Here is a 19,528-nt window from a genome sequence, read left to right as displayed (position 1 = left end):
GTAAATCAACGATTTTTCGTAACTAACTGTTTGATGCAAACCCATTTATTTTTTCTAAGTTAAGCTAGACAAGTCTTATTCTACTTCTCATAGTAAAATGGAAATACAAAATGGTACGGACCGGACTAAGAAAAGGATTTTAGTTTCCAATTCCAATAGGAAACAGCAATAAGCCACTCCACCGCATCATACCGCCACTGCCTTAATGCAGTGGCAACAAAATATAATTTACTTCGAAATGGCTATTAAAGAGCCGGTAAGGATGGATGGAATGCGTCGCAGTGGTACTGTGAAATTTTTTCTACAATCAAAAGGCTTTGGGTTTATTACGCCTGAAGACGGAGGCGCAGATGTGTTTGTACATATTTCTGCTGTTGAGCAATCAGAGATACCCCCACTTGATCAAGGAATTAAACTAACTTTTGAAACTGAACCCGACAAAAAGGGCAAGGGTGACAAAGCGGTTAACTTGGTCATCGTGGAGGAATAATTTAAAGATTTTATAGGTGAAAAATCAAAATTTGAAGGCAAAAACACCGCAATTTATTGCGGTGTTTTTCCAACTTCAGCATCATAATCAATCATCAGCGTTTCAATTTCGCGACCCACGGTGAAACTGTGAGGACCAATTTCCGAAACAGGTGTCACTTCCGCGGCAGTGCCCGTTAAGAAGCATTGCTCAAAATCGCTTAATTCTTCCGGCATAATAGGACGTTCAATCAGCTCTATGCCACGACGTTTAGCCAAATCAATGACCGTACGGCGCGTAATGCCATTTAAAAAACCTTCTGGCTCTGGTGTGTGAATAACACCATCCTTCAAGAAGAAGATATTCGCACCGGTCGCCTCAGCAACACGGCCACGCCAATCCAACATAAGCGCATCAGCATAACCTTTTGCTTCCGCAGCATGTTTTGACAAGGTGCAGATCATATAGAGACCCGCAGCCTTTGATGTGCTCGGTGCCGTCTTTGGATCCGGCCTGCGATATTGAGCCATATCAAGACGAATGCCTTTCAAGCGCTCTTCTGGTGAGAAATAAGATGGCCAATCCCAAACAGCAATTGAAACATTAATGCGGTTAGCCTGTGCAGACACACCCATCATCTCACTACCGCGCCAAGCAATCGGCCTAATATAAGCGTCTTTCAAGCCTTGGCGCTTAAGTGTTTCATTACACGCATCATCAATTTCTTGAACGGTGTAAGGAATTTCAAAACCTAACAGTTCGGCAGAATTGAACAGTCGTTCTGTATGCTCAGTCAATTTGAAAATATTGCCGTTATAAGCGCGCTCACCCTCAAACACAGAACTTGCATAATGCAACCCATGCGTCAGCACATGCACTTTAGCATCAGCCCACGGGACGAACTCCCCGTTGAACCAAATAACACCTTCAAGCTGATCAAACGGCACGCTTGCCATGACAACTACTCCTCAACACAGCAAAAAATTTATGAGAATGCACACGCAATATGCGTTTTCATTGGACAAAGACGGTAACACGAGGCAAATATATGTCAACAATACTGACGTATAATTTTTGGTATCAACGAGACAAGAGAACGCAATAGGTCACATGCCCACGTTTGATCCTTCCAAATTGCCGAAAGACCTTCCCGATACTGCCCTTGTGGAGCCTATGCGCAACACTGAGGGATATCGCTTTGATGTTGTTGAACACCTCTTCTTTGCCTATCGCGATTTCATTAATGACCCTGATCTCGTTTTAGAAGAAATTGGCTTTGGCCGCGCGCATCACAGAGTTCTATATTTTGTGAACCGCACGCCTGGCATTCGCGTTGCAGATCTTTTGGAAATTCTACACATCACGAAACAAAGCTTGGCACGAGTTTTAAAACAATTGATCGAATCTGAGCACATAACGCAGCACTCAAGTCCTGATGATGGGCGCGCACGATTGTTATTTCCCACGCAAAAAGGAAGAAATCTTGCTTTGGCCTTAGCGCAGACACAGTGTCGCCGCATCGAGCGAGCACTTTATGAACTTGGGCCGGACGGGGCAGTTGCCGCGAAGAAGTTTCTTCATTTACTCATCAATGATGCGGATCATGAGATGATTAAAAAGTTGGAGGACATCTAGAGCGCGGTTGGAATTTTTATAAGGGGATTATTCCAATGCCGACTTTGTTTAGACAGGAACTACGTGCCAAGATGGATTATCAACCAATATTGATTGAACGAACGTTCGATAGCGAGCGAATTAGTGAGTTTCATCCAGCAATGAATGCGATTACCGTACAAGATGAAGCCCCCCATATTCTGGTGATTGACGATGATGACCGCATCCGCTCACTTTTACAGCGGTATCTGACAGACCAGGGTTTACGGGTAACGGCTGCAGAAAATGCCGAGACAGCGCGTCGGTTCATGAATACGCTCGCCTTTGAATTGCTGATTGTTGACGTGATGATGCCGGGTGAAGATGGTATTTCGCTCACCGCTTCTATTCGTGACGAATCGGATGTGCCAATCTTAATGCTGACCGCCAAATCAGATATTTCAGACCGCATTAGCGGACTTGAAGTTGGCGCGGATGATTACCTCTCCAAACCGTTTGAACCGCGCGAATTGCTGCTTCGCATCAACAATATTCTTCGCCGCAATGGTCCGCCACTTGGCGCAACCATTGAGCTTGTTCGCTTCGGCCCTTTCACCTTCAATTTGGATCGTGGTGAACTGCGCAAAGGAGAGAGTGTTATAAAGCTGACAGACCGTGAAAAAGAAATGATGCGAATTTTCTGTGCGGCAGCCGGTGAATGCGTGCCACGTCACGAACTGCTTGCAGACCCAACCAGTGCAGGCGAGCGCACGGTGGATGTGCAAATCAACCGACTACGCCGCAAAATTGAAATCGACCCCGCAAATCCAATCTACCTGCATACTGTGCGGGGCATTGGCTACCGGATACTAACAGACGGGTAACCCCGATAAATTGACGACAACCAAGAAAAGCCAGTGCAAGTTATATTGTGCTGGCTTTTGCTTTGTGGGATCGTTGAAAAGAGATTGCCAATAAAGCGCCTAGTTGCGACAACCAATGCCATGAATATCGCCGATAGCAAAAAACAGTCAAACAAGCCTCAAAAACCAACAGCCCAAAATGCGGCAGATGGCGAGGATGAGACTGCCATTGCGCCCATGAAGAATGAACCGTTGCAAGAAAGAACACCTGTCGACCACTCCTTATGGCGACGGCTTACCCCACGCTCGCTTTATGCCCGTGCCCTCATCATCATCATCGCACCCATTGTGATTTTGCAGTCTGTTTTGGTTTTCGTGTTCATGGAACGCCACTGGAATACAGTGACACGCCGCCTTTCAGCTGCTGTGACACAGGATATTTCCTCTGTTTTGAAGTTTATGGAAGCCTATCCTTCAAAGACCGATGAAGAAAACATCATTCGCATTGCGCGTGAACAACTCAGCTTAAACCTGAGCATCTTACCGCCTGACCCTCTGCCTGCCCCCGTCCCAAAACCGTTTTTCTCACTACTTGATCAAACCCTTTCAGGTGAAATCGCGCAGAAAATAGGAAAGCCATTTTGGATTGATACCGTTGGTCGCTCGCAACTCGTGGAAATACGCATCCAGCTCGATGACAAAGTCGTCCAAATTTTCGCACGTCGTTCGCAGACCTATGCCTCGAACTCTCATATTTTCATTTTCTGGATGTTGGGTACTGCCGTGGTTTTGATGGTGATCGCCATCATTTTCATGCGCAATCAAATCAAACCAATTCAACGTCTTGCCAATGCTGCTGAGGATTTTGGTAAGGGCAGAGATCACCCAAATTTCCGCCCAACTGGCGCCACTGAAGTGCGCCGCGCAAGCCGTGCGTTCATCCAAATGAAAAGCCGTATCCAGCGTCAAATTGAGCAACGAACCGCGATGCTTGCCGGTGTCAGCCATGACCTGCGCACTATCCTTACCCGCTTCAAACTACAATTGGCTCTTCTTGGTGAAGGCAAAGACGTCGCAGATCTGGAGCAAGACGTCCAAGATATGCAGACGATGTTGGCGGGATATTTAGACTTTGCCAAAGGGGATGCAGATGAGCAGAGCGCCGACATTGAACTACCAGACCTATACGAAGATCTGATCGGTTATGCGAAACTAGAAAACAAAACGGCAAGCTATACGTTCGAAGGCGAAACTATCGTTCATGTAAGCCCCATCGCCTTCAAACGTTGCCTCGATAATATTTGGTCAAACGCGATCAAACATGCCGACACATTGAAAATCACCGGAAAGAACATGTCAGGCTGGTTGGTAATGTCGATTGAAGATGATGGTCCCGGCATTCCAAAATCAGAACGTGAAAATGTGTTCCGTGCCTTCTACCGACTTGATAATGCGCGCAACCTTAATACAGATAAAGCAGGTACGGGGCTTGGCCTCTCTATTGCCAGAGATTCCATCAACAGCCATGGCGGCACTATTGAACTGAGCGATAGTGACATGGGCGGCTTAAAAGTAACCCTAAAAATACCTGCATAAATTTGGTGCTTAGCAAAGCCGCTGACCGTTAGGCACATCACGTTCAATGCCAGCCAGAACAATATCACCGTTGTCATCGGCAAAACCAAGCGTCAAAACTTCAGACATGAACGGACCAATTTGCCGAGGTGGAAAATTGACCACAGCCATGACTTTGCGCCCCTTTAGGCTATCAGCGGTGTAATGAGCTGTAATTTGCGCGGATGTTTTACGTGTTCCAATCTCATCACCAAAATCAATAACGAGCTTATAAGCCGGTTTGCGCGCTTCTGGAAAATCGTTGACCTCAATCACCGTACCAACCCGAATATCGACCTTCATAAAGTCGTCGAAAGAAATTTCATCACTCATAGGCTTGCACTGTCCACTGTATTGGCATCATCAAATTGGGGCTTAGCACGACGCCCGCGTCTCAAGTTTTTGAAACCCTTGAGCGGCCCTAGCATATTCTGCACCCGCTCCACCCGTCGCATGTTTTGTTCGCCCTTACGTAGTTCTTTATCGAGGGCCGCCATGGTTTTGGCCATGCTCTCATCATCGTTGAGCCAAACCTGCAAAACCTTGGCATAGACCATCGCCACGCCCTGCACTTTCACCGCGCCCTTAAGTCCACCGGTCTCAATGTTTGCGGCATTGAGCATCCATGTCATAGAAACCAGAGCGACATGATTTAATTGTGCTGCAACAGAAAGATCAGCCTTTGCAGCCTTCGCAATAGAACGCACGGCCTCTTTTTGAGGCATCAATGCATCAAAGCGCGACAATAAAATATCCATCAAACGTTCACGCGGCAGTTCTTCAGCAACATCTACGTCAACTTCATCCAAAACACTGGCGTCAATTTCACGCATGAAGTGTTCGACCATCGCGACTTTGCCATCAAAGGCACCGCGAAGTTCGGAGAGCTTCACCTCTGCAGCTTCTGCCACCTTCGCCAGAGAAATCTCATCCCAGTCATGCTGTGACAACAGATCCAAAAAGGCATTTCTAATTTTTAGCCGTTGTTTTTCGCTCGCCATCATCTGCTCCAATAAATCGTTCGATCTAAATGTATGTGTTCAGCGCCAAAAATCAATATGGTTGCGTGTGTTACCCTTTAAGGCAGGTTAAGCGCGACCCAGCTCTTCGGCTCTCGCCTTTGCAGCATCAACCGCTTTGGTCATAAGTGACGTCAGGCCGTTTTCGTCCATCAACACATCCAAAGCAGCAGCAGTTGTGCCGCCTGGTGACGTAACATTTTTACGCAGTGTTCCAGCATCAAGGTCGGATTGATAAAGCAGTTCACCCGCCCCTTCTACAGTCGCACGCGCCAAGCGCAGAGCCAGTTCAGGGCTAAGCCCCGCCTTCTCGCCCGCTGCGGCCATCGCTTCCACCATATGGAAAACATAGGCAGGACCAGAACCAGAAACAGCCGTTACCGCATCAATCAATGCCTCACGATCAACCCAATCAAAACCACCCGTGATTTCCAAGAGTTCAGCAATGGCGGCTTTTTGGTCCGCACTCACCCCAGCTGTTGGATAACCGATGGTAATGCCACGGCCCACTTGTGACGGGGTGTTAGGCATAGCGCGAACGATGGCAGCCTCAGCGCCAAAATGAGATTGGAACGTGGCAACTGACGTGCCAGCAGCAACAGAAACAAATGCGGTGTCATCTAAATTTTTGCTGGCAGCAACTTTTGGCAAAACCGCATCCATCATTTGCGGTTTAACGGCGATGATCACAATTGACGGCACCAGATCATCAGGCATTGCTTCAAAATGGCGCACGCCATCATTGGCAACAAGGCCCTTCATCTCATCAGCCAACATTGGATCAAGGATTACAAAGTCTTGGCCCGCACGGCCATCTTTCAGCCAGCCCGTCAGCATGGCCCCGCCCATCTTTCCCGCACCTACGAGAACGACAGGTCTTTCGCTCGAGATTAGTCCCATGAATTGTTTACGCTTCGCCAATTGTTTCAAACAATGAACAGGCTAGCGCGTCCTCAGCACTTCTGCCAGCCCATAAAGCGAATTGAAACGCTTGGAAATACCGCTCACAGCCATCAACAGCCGTTGCCAACATGCTTTGAACCTGACGGTTCGTCGGTTGCACGCCGCCAGCAAGGGAGAGTGATTGGCGATAAACAATCATGTTGCTGTCTGGCCAAAAGTCAAAATGACCAGAAATCATCTGTTCATTGATCATGCTGACCAAACGCCGAACCTCTGTCAGGCGATGATCAGGAGAACGCAGACTAAAACCGCAAGCTAGATGCACGGATTCGACACCATCCATCCAAGAAAACGACACGTCGTAGTCAGACCAGCGCCCAGCCACGCAAATTGAAATTTCATCCGAACCAGACCGTTCAAACGACCAATCATTAAGCGCTGCTATGACCTCGATAATATCAACTGGGCTTGCATCGCGTTCATCGGAATGAAGGTCTTGGAAGTTCATTAGGCGGATTCCCTCTACACCCCGCGCCATTCGACACAAGGCAGAATAAATAAATTGAATGATTGAACGCAGTACACAAAGAAATTCATCATTGAGGTTCAGAGATTTAGCAGGAAAGGCCTGCAAATCACTGCGCCAACGAATCGCTTCTGATATTGAATATAGGAGTCAGCGGGAATCGGGACTAGAGTCCTATCTCAATGTCTTGTGGGTAAGCTGTGGAAATTAACTTTTGACCTAATGAAACCGTGGGTTTGAAGCAGATTTACAAATTGTGGATAGAAAATGCGCGGATTATTTACCGCCCTTTTTAGCCTCAAGTGCTTCAATCCGCTTCAAAAGAGCATCGTTTTCATCACGCGCTTTTGTGGCCATTGTACGCACCGCATCAAACTCTTCGCGGGTCACAAGGTCGAGTTCACTTAGGAACCGTTCCAACTGAGATTTGACCACGCCATCGGCTTCTCGTTTGAAGCCCTGTGCGACATCTGCAACGTCTGTCATTAGCTTTGCGAACTCATCAAGAAGTTTATTTGTTGGTTGGCTCATCATTTCATCCCAATTTTGTTTCCTTCATATAGGCAAATAGCGTAGATCAATCAATAACGACTGACCAAGTTACAAACATTAGCCACTGGAACAGACAAATGTCCCTATTCGCCATTCCGTTTCCGATCATTGATCCCATCGCCATTGAGCTTGGTCCTGTGGTGGTTCGCTGGTATGGGCTTGCCTATGTCGCGGGGCTATTGCTTGGGTACATCTACGCAAAGCGCATCTGCAACACAGAACGTTTATGGGCACCAACGAAGAACCGCATCACAGCAGACCATATGGAAGACTTCCTGCTTTGGGCAGGGCTTGGGGTCATCATTGGTGGGCGGCTTGGTTTCGTGCTGTTTTATAACGCCGATTTCTATCTCCAAAATCCTCTCTCGATTCTCAAAGTATGGGAAGGCGGCATGGCGTTTCATGGTGGTTTGATTGGCGTTGTTGTCGCAATCATTTTATACACCCGCACCAAAGGCCTCTCCTTCCTTTCCTTCTGCGACATTATGGGAACCGCTGCACCGTTCGGACTATTCTTCGGGCGGGTTGCAAACTTCATCAACGCCGAACTTTGGGGCCGTACAACCGATGTGCCTTGGGCGATGGTTTTCCCAAATGGCGGCGACCTTCCCCGTCACCCAAGCCAACTCTATGAAGCAGCCCTTGAAGGCTTGTTGCTATGGCTCTTTATTCGTTTTCTCACCCACCACAAAGACGCGCTAAAAACACCCGGCCTTGTGGCAGGTATTTTCGGAATTGGTTATGCAGCCTCACGTATTTTCGTTGAGTTCTTCCGCCAACCAGATGAACAATTGGGCTTCTTGTTCGGGGACTTCATAACAATGGGCATGATCTTATCCCTCCCTGTTATGGCAGGCGGCATTGCCCTTTTGATTGCATCACGCAAAAAAGCAAAGAGCGCTTAAGTAAGATGTCGCCTCTATTGCCTCGCCTTGTCAGTCAAATTCAAGAAAATGGCCCAATGACCGTCGGCCAATTTATGCAAATTGCGCTGACTGATCCAAGTGATGGCTATTACACGAACCAAAATCCATTTGGTCGCTCAGGTGATTTCATTACCGCACCTGAAATCAGCCAATTGTTTGGCGAGATGATTGGCATTTGGTCGATTGATGTTTGGCAAAAAATGGGTGCGCCCGCCAAGTTTCAACTGATTGAGGCAGGCCCCGGTCGCGGAACTTTGATGGCGGATGTTTTACGAACAATCCAAAAGCTCGCCCCACCCATGCTGGAAGCTGCAACCGTCAGCTTGATTGAAATCAGCCCTGCCCTCAAAGAAAAACAGAGACAAGCGCTTTCAACTTTCGATGTCACCATCAATTGGCATGACACGTTGAGCGATGTTGCCGATCAGCCGATTATCTTGCTCGCCAATGAATTTCTCGACGCGCTCCCAATCAGGCAGTTTCTGTTTCAAGAAAACCGATGGCATGAACGCGCCATTGGTCTCAGCTCAGACGGTTCATTGGAATGGGGCTTGATACCCGCAACAATCACCGTGCCATCGCGCCTTTCACCAAATGTAGGCGACATTTTCGAAATTTGCACCCCCGCCCAAACATTTTGTGCATCGGTATGTGAGACAATCAAAAACCAAGGTGGTGCTGCGCTTTTTATTGATTACGGCCATCTTGAAAGCGGGTTCGGCGATACCTTCCAAGCGGTCAAAGATCATCAATATGTCAATGTTCTTGAGACGGTCGGGCAAGCCGATTTGACCGCTCATATAGACTTTGACCCCTTAGCAAAAATTGGCGAAAACGCGGATCTCACCGTTAAGACAACGACACAAGGCGCGTTCTTGCTGGAAATGGGAATCCTCCAACGCGCGGGCCAATTGGGCGCAAATTTGGACATTGAACAACAAAAAATTATCCAAAATGACGTCGAACGGCTTGCAGCGCCGGACAAAATGGGGAACCTATTCAAAGCTATGACTTTTGCGGCAAGGGGAATGGACCTGCATGGCTTCAACTAAGGCTTTCGTTCAGGCAGATGAACTCAACGCTGTCTCTGGCATTCGGCATGCCTATTTCACCCGTGAGGATGGGGCGTCTTCTGGTATTTTCGCAAGCCGCAACATTGGGCTTGGATCACAAGATGACCGCGAGGCAGTTTTAGAAAACCGCGCACGCTGCGCACGTGATCTCGGCATTACTGCAGATAAACTCGCAACACCTTACCAAATCCACTCACCCAATGTGATTACCGTCACCGAGGTTTGGGATGCAGGCGAAGGCCCGAAAGCGGACGCCCTTGTTACCAATATTCCCGGCCTAATGATGGGCATTGCCACAGCAGACTGTGGCCCCGTTCTTTTTGCCGATGATAAAGCAGGCGTTGTTGGTGCGGCCCATGCAGGATGGCGTGGTGCGACAGGTGGCGTTTTAGAAAACACCATCACCGCCATGGAAGACCTTGGTGCAGATCGCGCAAATATTACAGCTGTATTAGGCCCAACCATCGCCCAACCTTCTTATGAAGTCGGTCCAGAATTTGTCGAAAATCTTCTCAAGCTTGGGAACGAGAACGCGATTTATTTCCAGCCAAACGATAACGAAGGCCATGCCCAGTTTGACCTGCCCGGTTATGTCACCGACCGTCTCACAGCTTTCAACGTTGGCACCGTCAATCGTCTCGATCTTGACACCTATGCCGACGAACAACGTTTCTACTCATTTCGCCGCACAACCCATCGCGGTGAAGCAGACTATGGCCGCCTATTAAGCGCAATTGTTTTGGAAGGATAAAACAATGACCGTTCACTTTGAAAATGCAGAATTTGAAAACCGAATGCAGCTACTGCAAGCGCAAATGAAGGAGCAAAATTACGATGCGCTTCTCCTCTTTGCCCAAGAAAGCATGTATTGGCTCACAGGCTATGACACATTTGGTTATTGCTTCTTCCAGTGCATGGTGGTGCGCGCGAATGGTGAGGTCACGCTGCTTACCCGCTCGGCTGATTTGAGACAGGCGCAAATCACGTCAATCTTAGAAGATATCCGCGTGTGGACAGACCGCGCAGGCGCAAATCCTGCCATCAATCTTCGCGACCTTTTAGATGAGCTTGGTCTTTTGGGTAGCCACATTGGCATTGAATATGACACCCACGGCCTTACCGCCAGCAATGGCCGCTTGGTTGATGACGCGCTTAAGAGCTTTGCAAAAATTGATGATGCATCAGGTGTTGTTCACGGCCTTCGTTGCGTAAAGAGTGACGCAGAAATTGCTTATGTCAAAAAAGCCGCCGAATTGGGCGATGCCTCATTTCTTGCAGCCTTAGACACAATCAAAGCTGGCGTTGATGAAGGCGACGTTCTTGCCGCCATGCATGACGTTATCTTTAGAGGCGGCGGCGATTATCCTGCCAATGAATTCATTATCGGTTCTGGCAAAAAAGCACTGATGTGCCGCTATAGCTCTGGCCGTCAGGTGCTTAAAGACCAAGACCAAATTACATTGGAATGGGCGGGCACCTATCGCCATTATCATGTCGCTTATATGCAGACCGTGCCAGTAGGCAAAGCAACACCGCGCCACAAAGAACTCTATGCAGCTGCCCATGAAGCACTGCTCGCATGCCGCGATGCAATGGTCGTCGGCAACACATTTGGCGATGTTTTTGAGGCCCATGCCCGCGTTATGGAAGCACATGGCCTTGCCAATCACCGTCTCAATGCCTGCGGTTACTCGTTGGGCGCTCGCTTTACTCCAAGCTGGATGGACGGCCCAATGTTCTACCGCGACAACCCAGCGGTCATAACACCCAACATGGTGCTGTTTGCCCATATGATCATTATGGATTCTGACACCGAAACGGCCATGACATTAGGTCGGACATATCTGACGACGGAAAATGGGCCGGAAGATCTGTCAAAACTAAGCCTTGATCTAGAAGTTCGATAAACTCACACCACGCAAATGTGAGAGTTTATCAGTTGCAAGACAACAGCGAAGCAGCCAACTTTATAAAAGAGGAGATAACCATGTCCAAAATTGTAGTGCGTGCTGTTTTGTTTGCTTGTGCAATGGCTGTTGCCATTCCCGCTTATGCAGCTTCAAAAAAATCCAGCGTTAATCCCTTTGAAACTGGCTTTATCGCGGGTGCAGCAACACATCGCGATAAAAACCCAAGTGTTTTGGGACCCAAAGGACTTGCCCGTGCAACACCAAGTGGGACCACGTCAAAGGCTGCCCGCATCTCTTTTGAGCGCATCAAAGGCGGATTGGATTATCACCAAGCCCTTATCAACCAACTTGTACCGCAAATGCTAAAACGCAATAAAGTGAAAGTTGTCGGCCCCAAACAAAACCCAACGCACATTGTAACAGGTCGTATTTTCTCAGATCTGGATCCAACAGGTGCAACAGTGAGCTATCGTTGGCACATTAGAGATGCGAACGGCAAAAAGCTGCAATATTTCACAGATACAGAACGAGGCAACAAAGTTCGCTTCACGGGCTGGCATGGCATCAGCCATATTGAAATGAAAAAAGTTTCAAAAACCGCAGCCGACCGATTGGTATATTGGCTCAACAACGGCAGTTAGGCATAAGTTTGTTGAGTAATTGGTTAGAAAGTATCATTTGTGGCGGTTCCACCCTCCATTCTGGTTTACAGCAAAGACGTAGCATGTTTAAACGCCGTTAATTGAGGCTGACAAGCAGCCTCCGCGCGTATAGTCAGCATATAGTGAGCCGGTTTCATGAAAATCGTTTGTGGCAATGCCAACCGAACACTCGCCAAGGATATCTGTGAATATCTGGATATCGACATGGTGGGATGCGAGGTTAAACGCTTCGCCGACGAGGAAATCTTCGTAGAAATTCAAGACAACGTGCGCGGGCAAGATGTCTTCATCGTCCAGTCCACAAGCTACCCAACAAATGACCACTTGATGGAATTGCTGATTATGTGTGATGCGCTGAGACGTTCATCAGCAAAACGCATTACAGCGGTTATGCCCTATTTCGGTTATGCCCGTCAGGATCGCCGCACATCAGGCCGTACCCCAATTTCTGCTAAGCTCGTATCAAACCTTATTGTAGAAGCTGGTGCTGATCGCGTTTTAACGCTTGATCTTCATGCTGGACAAATCCAAGGCTTCTTCGATATCCCAACGGATAACCTGTTTGCAGCGCCCGTATTTGGTCGCGACATCAAAGAGCGTTACGACACCAGCAAAGCCATGGTTGTATCGCCCGACGTTGGCGGTGTGGTTCGTGCCCGCGCCTTGGCAAAACGCATTGATGCACCGCTCGCAATCGTTGATAAGCGCCGCGAGAAAGCGGGCGAGTCTGAAGTCATGAACATTATCGGCGACGTTAAAGGCCATGATTGTATTTTGGTCGATGATATCGTCGATTCAGGCGGCACATTGTGCAACGCGGCCGAAGCGCTTCTTGCAGACGGTGCAAACTCTGTAACGGCTTATATCACGCACGGCGTATTGTCTGGTGGTGCAGCGGCCCGCATTGGTAACTCTGCGCTTAAAGAATTGGCAATCACCAATTCCATTGAGCCGACAGAAGCGATCAAAAACACAGCTAATATTCGTGCGATCTCATTGGCGCCTCTTTTGGGCGAAGCCATCGACAGCACTTACCATGAAAAATCAATCAGCTCGCTCTTCAAGTAAGAAAAACGAGCTGATAAAATTTTGTAATGTCGCGCGCGCTAACTTAGCGCGTGGCGATAATAATTACTTCTACAAGTAGTTCAGGCGTTGCAAGTTTAGCTTCACCGCAAGCGCGTGTTGGTGCTTGACCTTCTGGCACCCAAGCATCCCAAACTTCATTCATAGCAGCGAAGTCAGACATATCGGCAAGCCAGATGGTTGCTTGCAGCATTTGTTCTTTGGAAGATCCTGCTTCAGCCAATAATGCATCCACTTTTGCCAAACAATCACGGGTTTGATCAGCCACTGAATTTTCAGGAGAACCTACCTGCCCAGCGAGATAGATGGTGTCGTTATGTATCACCATTTGGCTCATACGCTGGTTGGTGTGGTAGCGTTTAATTGTCATGTCGTTTCTCCGTTATGCTTTTTGTATTTCCTGAGTCATCTTTGCGCCTTAGTAGCAAACGACACAACAAAAAACCCGCCATAAGGCGGGTTTTTCTTTGTCGTATAAAGCGACGCTTAGTTCGTCAAAAGTGGTGTGCGCGCTTCAATTACAATCTGCTCAAAAGCTTCGTCCAATTCTTCCGCACTCGTTGCAACAAGTGCTGTTGCTGGGCTGGTTGCACATTGAGACATCAGGTCTTGGGCGCGAGTATTGCTTCCTAATGTCACTGTATAAACAATGACGCCACGAGAAGCATCTTTTGCAAGATCACAATATTCCAGCGCAGCTGACTCAGACGATCCTCTCGCATTGAGAATATTTCTTCCCGCAGCAACATCTGCATCGAAAAAGCTCGAATTGAACTCACCATCTGTCATAACAACAAGAATTTTACGAACGTTAGATGTTAGGTAATCTGCTGGACGCGCTTCTTCAGGCCAAAATGATTGCCACTCAGCAGAGATGGTGTTGATGCCCCAAGTAACCCCATTGTGTCCAGCAGTAACACCTCTTGGCGTCAGGCTATTTACAGACGCAAACAACTCATCGCGATCACCTGTTAGAGGTAGCAATTCTGCTGCAAGGCAATTTGGTGCTGCAAGCGTAGTATCCGTTTCAAAGAGTGTTTCTTCAATATTTTCGTCAGGAACCACATCTTCAAAGGTATTAACACCTTCGCGCTCTGTCACACATGTAAATCCTCTATCAGGTGCATTTGGCCCCACAGCCGCCTCATAAAATTGGCCTACATTAACAGCACTAGAATATGGAATAATCGACGCACGAACACGGTTATCATTGACGCGGCCAATAGGTAACAAAAGGTCCACAGCGTTCGTCATAGCGCCGCGCAACGCGTTTATCCGTTCGTTGTTATTTGAATTACCTTGAATTGAAGATCTCATTGAGCCGGTATTATCGAGCACAAAAGCAATCTCAAGGCTTTGAACCTGATTGGTTGCACTTACAGTACCAACAATATTGTTGAAGCCAAAAATCCCAGCAAACAATGTAGGTGTTTGTACATCAGCACTTGCAGTGATCGTACCTGCATTCAAGTCTTGTTCTACGCGAAGTGAACTCTCAACTGCTTGGGAATCGATAAACGCAACGTTGGAAATGTTAAGAGATAATTGCTCACGGGCAACAGTGGTCGCCTCTGCAAGTGAGGCATCTTCAACAGTAATGGCACGTGTTGCGGCAATGCTTGCGCTATCAACGGCGGCCTGTGTAGCGAAGCTTGCGACACGGAAATTAGCCAAATCAACAGCTGAGCCAATCGTAAATGCAACAACCGGTAAAGCGACAGCAGTCATCATCGCGAAATTACCACGTGTATCAGCTTTAAATGATGTCCATTTTTTCTTCGAGAATATTGACATTGTGACCTCTTTCATTAGTCCCCGTCCCACCGGCTTCCTCAAAAAGTAATCTTGTCTTAACAATAACAGTTAGAAGAAATATTTCAAATTAATCCCAAATTAACCATTAATTCCAATGGTTAAAGGCCATGTATTCTTTGTATTTTCTCATGAATTTTGTTCGCTAACCCATCAAAGCAAGGCCTTGTTAAGGTTAAGGTCGCGACGTTATGCGCATTAAAGGAACCGAAGGCGAAGAAAATTAAGACAAAAAAACCGCCTTTCGGCGGTTTTTCTAAAAGTCCTATAGTTGAACAAACTAGTCAGTCAAAATTGGTGTACGCGCTTGAATTACAATTTGTTCAAAAGCTTCGTCCAATTCATCCCCTGTCGTAACAATGAAAGCAGTGGAAGCGTTAGTCGCGCATTCAGCCATTAAGGCGCCAGCTGCCGCACTCGTTCCTAATGTGACTGTATAAACGCGAACCCCACGAGATGGGTCTTTAGCAAGATCGCAAAATTCGCGTGTTGCATTTTCTGATGTGGTTTCATTAGCAGAACCACCACGACCTAAATCCCCGTTTGGACCTTCAACAGCCTTGTCATCAAAATAAGTCGTATTGAATGTACCGTCCGTCATGACAATCAAAATTTTGGTGACATTGGTTGTAAGGTAGCGAGCAGGTCGCGCGCTTGAAGGCCAAAATAATCGCCATTCACCAGACAGAGTATTAAGACCCCATGTAATTCCGATATGCCCTGCTGTACGACCTTTCGTATCAAGCCTATCGATTGCAGAAAAAAGATCTTCACGATCATCCGTTAAAGGAAGAATTCGCGAGTTAATGCAGTGATCTGGATTCAAGGCAACGTCAGTTTCATATAGCGTATCTGGATCACTATCATCTGGGGCAATATCGTTAAAGGCCTCCATACCTTCGCGCTCAGTAACGCACGATGATCCTCTATCAGGCCCATCCTCCCCCACAGCGGCTTGATAAAACTGACCCAAATTAACAGCATCAGAATAAGGGGTGATAGAAACACGCACGCGATTATCATTGACGCGACCAGCCGGTAATAGACGGTCAACCGCATTATACATCGCAGCCCTTAAGGCAATTATGCGCTCATCATTCTTATTACTGGATCCATCAGCGAAACTAAAACTCATAGAACCTGTATTATCGAGCACAAATGACATTTCGAGGCTTTGCACCTGATTGGTTGCAACCACTGTGGTAGAGATATTGTCATAACCAAAAAGACCAGCAAACAATGTTGGTGTCTGCAAATCTGCAATCGCCGTCAACTTGCCAATTTCTTTATCGTGCTCAAGACGAAGTGAACTCGCAATGGCCTGCGCATCGATGAAGGATAGATTGGCAATATTCAGCATCAATTGTTCACGAGCAGATAAGGCAGCTTCATCGAGTGTTAGATCCTCAACGGTAATCGCACGAGTTGCCGCAAAGCTTGCCGAATCTAGAGCTGCTTGCACCTGACGAGTTGCCAAAAGGAAATTCGCATAATCAACGGCTGAACCAATGGCAAAGATTGCAAGGGGCAAGCCAACGGCAGCGATCATCATAAAGTTACCACTACTGTCAGTTTTAAATTTCGCCAAATTTCTCTTAAAATACGTCACTAAAAAATTCTTCATAATATTCCTTAAAAAATAGATCTTATCGCACCCCAAAATGCGAGCGCAGGCCTGTAATAACAAGTCGAACAAACATTGCAATCCCAACCTTCTTGCCGTATAAGCCGCTCAGCTGTTGTTCACCCCTGGAGGAACCAGCTCGCTAGTCGAAAGACAGCGTTTTTATACCAGACAATTTGGAGTGTACTTATGAGCTACGAACTCAAAGCAGAAGTACGCGACCGGGTTGGCAAGGGGGCCGCTCGTGCTTTACGTCGGGACAAAAAAGTTCCGGCTGTAATCTACGGCGACAAAAAACCTCCTCTCCCGATTGCGATTGATTACAAAGAAGCTTTCATGAAGCTTCACGCAGGCGGCTTTATGTCGACTGTTGCAACCATTGATGTGAACGGCGAAAAGGTCAAAGTGATCCCTAAAGATTACGCTCTTGATCCTGTTCGTGACATCTTGATCCACGTCGATTTTCTGCGCATTACTAAAGGTGCGAAACTCACTGTTGAAGTGCCGGTTCTCTTCGAAAACGAAGAAACATCACCTGGCATTAAACGTGGCGGCGTGTTGAACGTTGTGCGTTACACGGTTGAGCTAGAATGTCCTGCGGATGCAATCCCAGAAAATCTCGTTGTTGATCTTGGTGCTCTTGACCTTGGCGATGGTGCTCACATTTCTTCTGTGACATTGCCTGAAGGTTGCGTACCAACGATTACCGATCGCGATTTCACGATTGCAACAATCGCTACACCAGCCGGCATCAAGGAAGACTTGAAAGACGAAGACGGTGAAGAAGGCGCAGAAGAAGCACCAGCAGAAGGCGGCGACGAGTAACGCCCCTTCGCGCTAAAGGAGACACCCATGTTTCTCATAGTAGGACTTGGTAATCCAGGCGCGAAATACGCTTCTAACCGACACAACATCGGTTTTATGGCGGTGGACGAAATTGCCCACCGCCATAATTTTACACCCTTCCGCTCAAAGTTTCAGGGCGAAATTTCGGAAGGCACAATTGACGGCGTTAAAACGCTGCTCTTAAAGCCCACCACCTTCATGAATGAATCTGGTCGCTCTGTGCGCGAAGCATGCAAGTTCTATAAAATTGAGCTGGCAGATATCATTGTCGTCTATGACGAGCTGGACATTGCACCCGGCAAAGTAAAAATCAAAAAAGGCGGCGGCTCTGGCGGTCACAACGGGATCAAGAGCATCGACGCCCATTGCGGCAAAGAATACCGCCGCGTGCGCCTCGGCATCGGTCACCCTGGTGATAAGAACCGTGTTTCTAGCTATGTACTCGGAGACTTTGCCAAGGCCGATCAATCATGGCTCGACCCGCTTTTATCCGGCATTGCTGATTGCATGGACACGCTCGCCAAAGGCGAAGACACCAACTTCACGAACAAGCTCGCGCTCAAACTCAATTCAAACGAGCCACCAAGCGCACGCGGCCAAGCCAATAAAGCAGCAAAGCACGAGAAGAAAAAACAAAGCCACATCCATCAAGCGCGCTCAGGCAGCAAGAAAGATGTGCCAACATCTGGCCCGATGGCTGATATGTTGAAGCGATTGTTTGGCGGCAAAGAATAGCCATGCCCTGCCCCTGCGGTTCAATTCAAGAATACGAAGCCTGCTGTGAACCTTTCCACAAAGGCGACGCCCTGCCCGAAACCGCCGAAGCCCTCATGCGCTCGCGGTATTCTGCCTTTGTGACCACTCAAATTCCCTACCTCAAAGACACCACATGGCCGCCTTATCAAAAGAGTTTTGATGAAGCAGGTTATCATGTGCGCTCAACCCAGAGCGTTTGGGTGGGTTTGCGGGTTTTAGAAACCGAAGCAGGCACCAAAGACGACACCAAAGGCACGGTAACATTTGAGGCCACATCAATGGTGCACGGCAAGCTTGATAAACAGAGCGAGAAAAGCAGCTTCAAAAAGAAAGCAGGCCGCTGGTATTATGTGGCCCCTGTGGTTTAAGCTAACGGTGTAAGCACCTTTATAGCGAGGCCACGTTCCATGAAAATTGAACGCATCAAACCTGTCCCAATCCCTGCCGTTTACCCCCATTGGGAATTCAAAGCCGAAGGCGAATTGCGCGATACCTATGAGCGCTATAAGGCCGCCATGCAAATTCCATGGGTTGGCGTCGTCACCATGGCCTACGCACACTATCGCCCATTCTTTGATTGCTGGTGGAAGGCGCTAGAGCCTGTTGTGCAAACTAACGCTTATGTCGAGGTTGCCCAAAGCCTGCGGGCAAAGGTTGAAACCGACATTGAGGCACTCAATCCGCCGCCGATTTCTGAGCGCCTTTTTGCCATGGGGTATTCCTCACGAGAACTGGATGAAATGCGCGAGATGATCGACATCATCAGCCACGGCAATTTCATGCAAATCCCAGCAGTGATGGTCGCGAGGCTATTGCTTGAGGGCGGTGAGTTGCTCGGCGGAACTGACATAGGCGCTGCCGCAAAGGCGCATGGCCCCGAAGTCTCAACACCCTTTGTACTGCTGGAACCGCATCACGTTTTGCCCGACCATCAAGCCATCTACGAAGACATCAAAACCACTCTCGGTCTGCCCTTCGTCAACACGGATTATCGTTGCTTCGCCCGCTGGCCGAGCTATTTCGATCTTGCATGGAAAGATTTGAAGACTGAGATCCAAGGCCCCAACTATGAGCCGCTGGTAATAAGCCAACATGAAGCACAGTTTGCAGCGACGGCAACATTAGCAAACCCGACAGGCCTCACCGCTGAAACCCTAAAACAAGCCTGCGGCGAAGACCTCCCCGCCATCCTAGAAACCGTCCGCCTCTTCACATGGCTCCTACCCGGCCTTACCACCAATGTTGCTTATTTTCGGGCGCAGTTGGGAGATTAATTAAAACGCTTTAAACGTCA

23 protein-coding genes are annotated in these 19,528 nt (G+C 48.0%); 14 read left to right on the top strand and 9 right to left on the bottom strand.

Features of this window, described 5'->3' with window-relative positions; all coding sequences use genetic code 11:
- Positions 1-271: 271 nt before the first annotated feature.
- Entirely contained in the window at positions 272-490 is a 219-nt protein-coding gene (locus ABJO30_02205; protein MEP3231624.1) for a cold-shock protein, read from the top strand.
- Positions 491-543: 53 nt separating this feature from the next.
- Here ABJO30_02205 and ABJO30_02200 read toward each other — a convergent pair whose 3' ends face one another.
- Positions 544-1,425, bottom strand: a complete 882-nt coding sequence (locus tag ABJO30_02200; GenBank protein MEP3231623.1) for a branched-chain amino acid aminotransferase — start codon at positions 1,423-1,425, stop codon at positions 544-546.
- A gap of 217 nt (positions 1,426-1,642) precedes the next feature.
- Between ABJO30_02200 and ABJO30_02195 the strand changes: the two genes are divergently transcribed.
- The 3 genes from ABJO30_02195 (at position 1,643) to ABJO30_02185 (ending at position 4,521) form a co-directional block, all read left to right on the top strand.
- The gene (locus ABJO30_02195) at positions 1,643-2,104 is read left to right on the top strand and encodes a MarR family transcriptional regulator (GenBank protein ID MEP3231622.1); all 462 of its coding nucleotides are present in this window, start codon (positions 1,643-1,645) and stop codon (positions 2,102-2,104) included.
- 140 nt (positions 2,105-2,244) lie between these two features.
- A complete protein-coding gene (locus tag ABJO30_02190) occupies positions 2,245-2,946 on the top strand; it encodes a response regulator (GenBank protein ID MEP3231621.1) in 702 nt (233 codons plus the stop codon).
- A 216-nt stretch (positions 2,947-3,162) separates the two neighbouring features.
- Positions 3,163-4,521 (top strand): ATP-binding protein, encoded by a 1,359-nt coding sequence (locus ABJO30_02185; protein ID MEP3231620.1) that lies wholly within the window; start codon positions 3,163-3,165, stop codon positions 4,519-4,521.
- 9 nt (positions 4,522-4,530) lie between these two features.
- Here ABJO30_02185 and ABJO30_02180 read toward each other — a convergent pair whose 3' ends face one another.
- The 5 genes from ABJO30_02180 to ABJO30_02160 all read right to left on the bottom strand — a co-directional run bounded on the left by ABJO30_02180 (position 4,531) and on the right by ABJO30_02160 (position 7,521).
- Entirely contained in the window at positions 4,531-4,872 is a 342-nt protein-coding gene (locus tag ABJO30_02180; protein ID MEP3231619.1) for a tRNA-binding protein, read from the bottom strand.
- Entirely contained in the window at positions 4,869-5,540 is a 672-nt protein-coding gene (locus tag ABJO30_02175; GenBank protein ID MEP3231618.1) for a TetR/AcrR family transcriptional regulator, read from the bottom strand. The genes ABJO30_02180 and ABJO30_02175 overlap by 4 nt, the downstream gene beginning before the upstream one ends.
- 87 nt (positions 5,541-5,627) lie before the next feature.
- Positions 5,628-6,458: a pyrroline-5-carboxylate reductase gene (gene proC / locus ABJO30_02170; protein MEP3231617.1), complete on the bottom strand. Its 831-nt coding sequence runs from the start codon at positions 6,456-6,458 to the stop codon at positions 5,628-5,630.
- A 7-nt stretch (positions 6,459-6,465) separates the two neighbouring features.
- Positions 6,466-6,969: a YbjN domain-containing protein gene (locus ABJO30_02165; protein ID MEP3231616.1), complete on the bottom strand. Its 504-nt coding sequence runs from the start codon at positions 6,967-6,969 to the stop codon at positions 6,466-6,468.
- A gap of 294 nt (positions 6,970-7,263) precedes the next feature.
- Positions 7,264-7,521 (bottom strand): accessory factor UbiK family protein, encoded by a 258-nt coding sequence (locus tag ABJO30_02160; GenBank protein MEP3231615.1) that lies wholly within the window; start codon positions 7,519-7,521, stop codon positions 7,264-7,266.
- Positions 7,522-7,616: 95 nt separating this feature from the next.
- Between ABJO30_02160 and lgt the strand changes: the two genes are divergently transcribed.
- The 6 genes from lgt (at position 7,617) to ABJO30_02130 (ending at position 13,178) form a co-directional block, all read left to right on the top strand.
- Positions 7,617-8,444, top strand: a complete 828-nt coding sequence (gene lgt / locus ABJO30_02155; GenBank protein MEP3231614.1) for a prolipoprotein diacylglyceryl transferase — start codon at positions 7,617-7,619, stop codon at positions 8,442-8,444.
- A gap of 5 nt (positions 8,445-8,449) precedes the next feature.
- Positions 8,450-9,517, top strand: a complete 1,068-nt coding sequence (locus tag ABJO30_02150) for an SAM-dependent methyltransferase (GenBank protein MEP3231613.1) — start codon at positions 8,450-8,452, stop codon at positions 9,515-9,517.
- A complete protein-coding gene (pgeF, locus tag ABJO30_02145; GenBank protein ID MEP3231612.1) occupies positions 9,504-10,289 on the top strand; it encodes a peptidoglycan editing factor PgeF in 786 nt (261 codons plus the stop codon). The genes ABJO30_02150 and pgeF overlap by 14 nt, the downstream gene beginning before the upstream one ends.
- A gap of 4 nt (positions 10,290-10,293) precedes the next feature.
- Positions 10,294-11,445 (top strand): Xaa-Pro peptidase family protein, encoded by a 1,152-nt coding sequence (locus ABJO30_02140; protein MEP3231611.1) that lies wholly within the window; start codon positions 10,294-10,296, stop codon positions 11,443-11,445.
- An 80-nt stretch (positions 11,446-11,525) separates the two neighbouring features.
- Complete coding sequence (locus ABJO30_02135; protein ID MEP3231610.1) at positions 11,526-12,089, top strand: hypothetical protein; 564 nt, start codon at positions 11,526-11,528, stop codon at positions 12,087-12,089.
- A 156-nt stretch (positions 12,090-12,245) separates the two neighbouring features.
- Positions 12,246-13,178, top strand: coding sequence for a ribose-phosphate pyrophosphokinase (locus tag ABJO30_02130; protein ID MEP3231609.1), 933 nt, complete (start codon positions 12,246-12,248; stop codon positions 13,176-13,178).
- 43 nt (positions 13,179-13,221) lie between these two features.
- Here the strand turns inward: ABJO30_02130 and ABJO30_02125 are convergent, their stop codons facing one another.
- The 3 genes from ABJO30_02125 to ABJO30_02115 form a co-directional block, all read right to left on the bottom strand.
- Positions 13,222-13,566 carry a RidA family protein gene (locus ABJO30_02125; protein ID MEP3231608.1) on the bottom strand — a complete coding sequence of 115 codons (345 nt, stop codon included), beginning with the start codon at positions 13,564-13,566 and terminating at the stop codon, positions 13,222-13,224.
- Between the two features lie 116 nt (positions 13,567-13,682).
- Positions 13,683-14,990: a hypothetical protein gene (locus tag ABJO30_02120; GenBank protein ID MEP3231607.1), complete on the bottom strand. Its 1,308-nt coding sequence runs from the start codon at positions 14,988-14,990 to the stop codon at positions 13,683-13,685.
- 298 nt (positions 14,991-15,288) lie between these two features.
- Complete coding sequence (locus tag ABJO30_02115; protein ID MEP3231606.1) at positions 15,289-16,596, bottom strand: TadE/TadG family type IV pilus assembly protein; 1,308 nt, start codon at positions 16,594-16,596, stop codon at positions 15,289-15,291.
- 225 nt (positions 16,597-16,821) lie between these two features.
- Between ABJO30_02115 and ABJO30_02110 the strand changes: the two genes are divergently transcribed.
- The 4 genes from ABJO30_02110 to ABJO30_02095 are packed head-to-tail and all read left to right on the top strand — an operon-like array spanning position 16,822 to position 19,508.
- On the top strand, positions 16,822-17,457 hold the full coding sequence (locus tag ABJO30_02110; GenBank protein MEP3231605.1) for a 50S ribosomal protein L25/general stress protein Ctc: 636 nt from the start codon (positions 16,822-16,824) through the stop codon (positions 17,455-17,457).
- 27 nt (positions 17,458-17,484) lie between these two features.
- A complete protein-coding gene (pth, locus tag ABJO30_02105; protein MEP3231604.1) occupies positions 17,485-18,213 on the top strand; it encodes an aminoacyl-tRNA hydrolase in 729 nt (242 codons plus the stop codon).
- A 2-nt stretch (positions 18,214-18,215) separates the two neighbouring features.
- A complete protein-coding gene (locus ABJO30_02100; GenBank protein MEP3231603.1) occupies positions 18,216-18,602 on the top strand; it encodes a YchJ family metal-binding protein in 387 nt (128 codons plus the stop codon).
- A 39-nt stretch (positions 18,603-18,641) separates the two neighbouring features.
- On the top strand, positions 18,642-19,508 hold the full coding sequence (locus ABJO30_02095; protein ID MEP3231602.1) for a halocarboxylic acid dehydrogenase DehI family protein: 867 nt from the start codon (positions 18,642-18,644) through the stop codon (positions 19,506-19,508).
- Positions 19,509-19,528: the final 20 nt, after the last annotated feature.

It is taken from the genome of Hyphomicrobiales bacterium (genome assembly GCA_039973685.1).
Lineage (GTDB): Bacteria > Pseudomonadota > Alphaproteobacteria > Rhizobiales > JACESI01 > JACESI01.
Note: the sequence above shows the minus strand (reverse complement) of the source record. Positions and strands in the feature narration are given on the sequence as shown.

Excerpts from the sequence above, each read along its gene's own strand:
- ABJO30_02190 (MEP3231621.1), top strand. The coding sequence starts at position 2,245 with ATGAATGCGATTACCGTACAAGATGAAGCCCCCCATATTCTGGTGATT.
- ABJO30_02135 (MEP3231610.1), top strand. The coding sequence starts at position 11,526 with ATGTCCAAAATTGTAGTGCGTGCTGTTTTGTTTGCTTGTGCAATGGCT.
- ABJO30_02140 (MEP3231611.1), top strand. The coding sequence starts at position 10,294 with ATGACCGTTCACTTTGAAAATGCAGAATTTGAAAACCGAATGCAGCTA.
- ABJO30_02160 (MEP3231615.1), bottom strand. The coding sequence starts at position 7,521 with ATGATGAGCCAACCAACAAATAAACTTCTTGATGAGTTCGCAAAGCTA.
- ABJO30_02185 (MEP3231620.1), top strand. The coding sequence starts at position 3,163 with ATGAAGAATGAACCGTTGCAAGAAAGAACACCTGTCGACCACTCCTTA.
- pgeF (MEP3231612.1), top strand. The coding sequence starts at position 9,504 with ATGGCTTCAACTAAGGCTTTCGTTCAGGCAGATGAACTCAACGCTGTC.
- ABJO30_02205 (MEP3231624.1), top strand. The coding sequence starts at position 272 with ATGCGTCGCAGTGGTACTGTGAAATTTTTTCTACAATCAAAAGGCTTT.
- ABJO30_02095 (MEP3231602.1), top strand. The coding sequence starts at position 18,642 with ATGAAAATTGAACGCATCAAACCTGTCCCAATCCCTGCCGTTTACCCC.
- ABJO30_02150 (MEP3231613.1), top strand. The coding sequence starts at position 8,450 with ATGTCGCCTCTATTGCCTCGCCTTGTCAGTCAAATTCAAGAAAATGGC.
- proC (MEP3231617.1), bottom strand. The coding sequence starts at position 6,458 with ATGGGACTAATCTCGAGCGAAAGACCTGTCGTTCTCGTAGGTGCGGGA.
- ABJO30_02130 (MEP3231609.1), top strand. The coding sequence starts at position 12,246 with ATGAAAATCGTTTGTGGCAATGCCAACCGAACACTCGCCAAGGATATC.
- ABJO30_02100 (MEP3231603.1), top strand. The coding sequence starts at position 18,216 with ATGCCCTGCCCCTGCGGTTCAATTCAAGAATACGAAGCCTGCTGTGAA.
- ABJO30_02110 (MEP3231605.1), top strand. The coding sequence starts at position 16,822 with ATGAGCTACGAACTCAAAGCAGAAGTACGCGACCGGGTTGGCAAGGGG.
- ABJO30_02125 (MEP3231608.1), bottom strand. The coding sequence starts at position 13,566 with ATGACAATTAAACGCTACCACACCAACCAGCGTATGAGCCAAATGGTG.
- ABJO30_02175 (MEP3231618.1), bottom strand. The coding sequence starts at position 5,540 with ATGGCGAGCGAAAAACAACGGCTAAAAATTAGAAATGCCTTTTTGGAT.
- lgt (MEP3231614.1), top strand. The coding sequence starts at position 7,617 with ATGTCCCTATTCGCCATTCCGTTTCCGATCATTGATCCCATCGCCATT.
- ABJO30_02120 (MEP3231607.1), bottom strand. The coding sequence starts at position 14,990 with ATGTCAATATTCTCGAAGAAAAAATGGACATCATTTAAAGCTGATACA.
- ABJO30_02180 (MEP3231619.1), bottom strand. The coding sequence starts at position 4,872 with ATGAGTGATGAAATTTCTTTCGACGACTTTATGAAGGTCGATATTCGG.
- ABJO30_02165 (MEP3231616.1), bottom strand. The coding sequence starts at position 6,969 with ATGAACTTCCAAGACCTTCATTCCGATGAACGCGATGCAAGCCCAGTT.
- ABJO30_02200 (MEP3231623.1), bottom strand. The coding sequence starts at position 1,425 with ATGGCAAGCGTGCCGTTTGATCAGCTTGAAGGTGTTATTTGGTTCAAC.
- ABJO30_02195 (MEP3231622.1), top strand. The coding sequence starts at position 1,643 with ATGCGCAACACTGAGGGATATCGCTTTGATGTTGTTGAACACCTCTTC.
- pth (MEP3231604.1), top strand. The coding sequence starts at position 17,485 with ATGTTTCTCATAGTAGGACTTGGTAATCCAGGCGCGAAATACGCTTCT.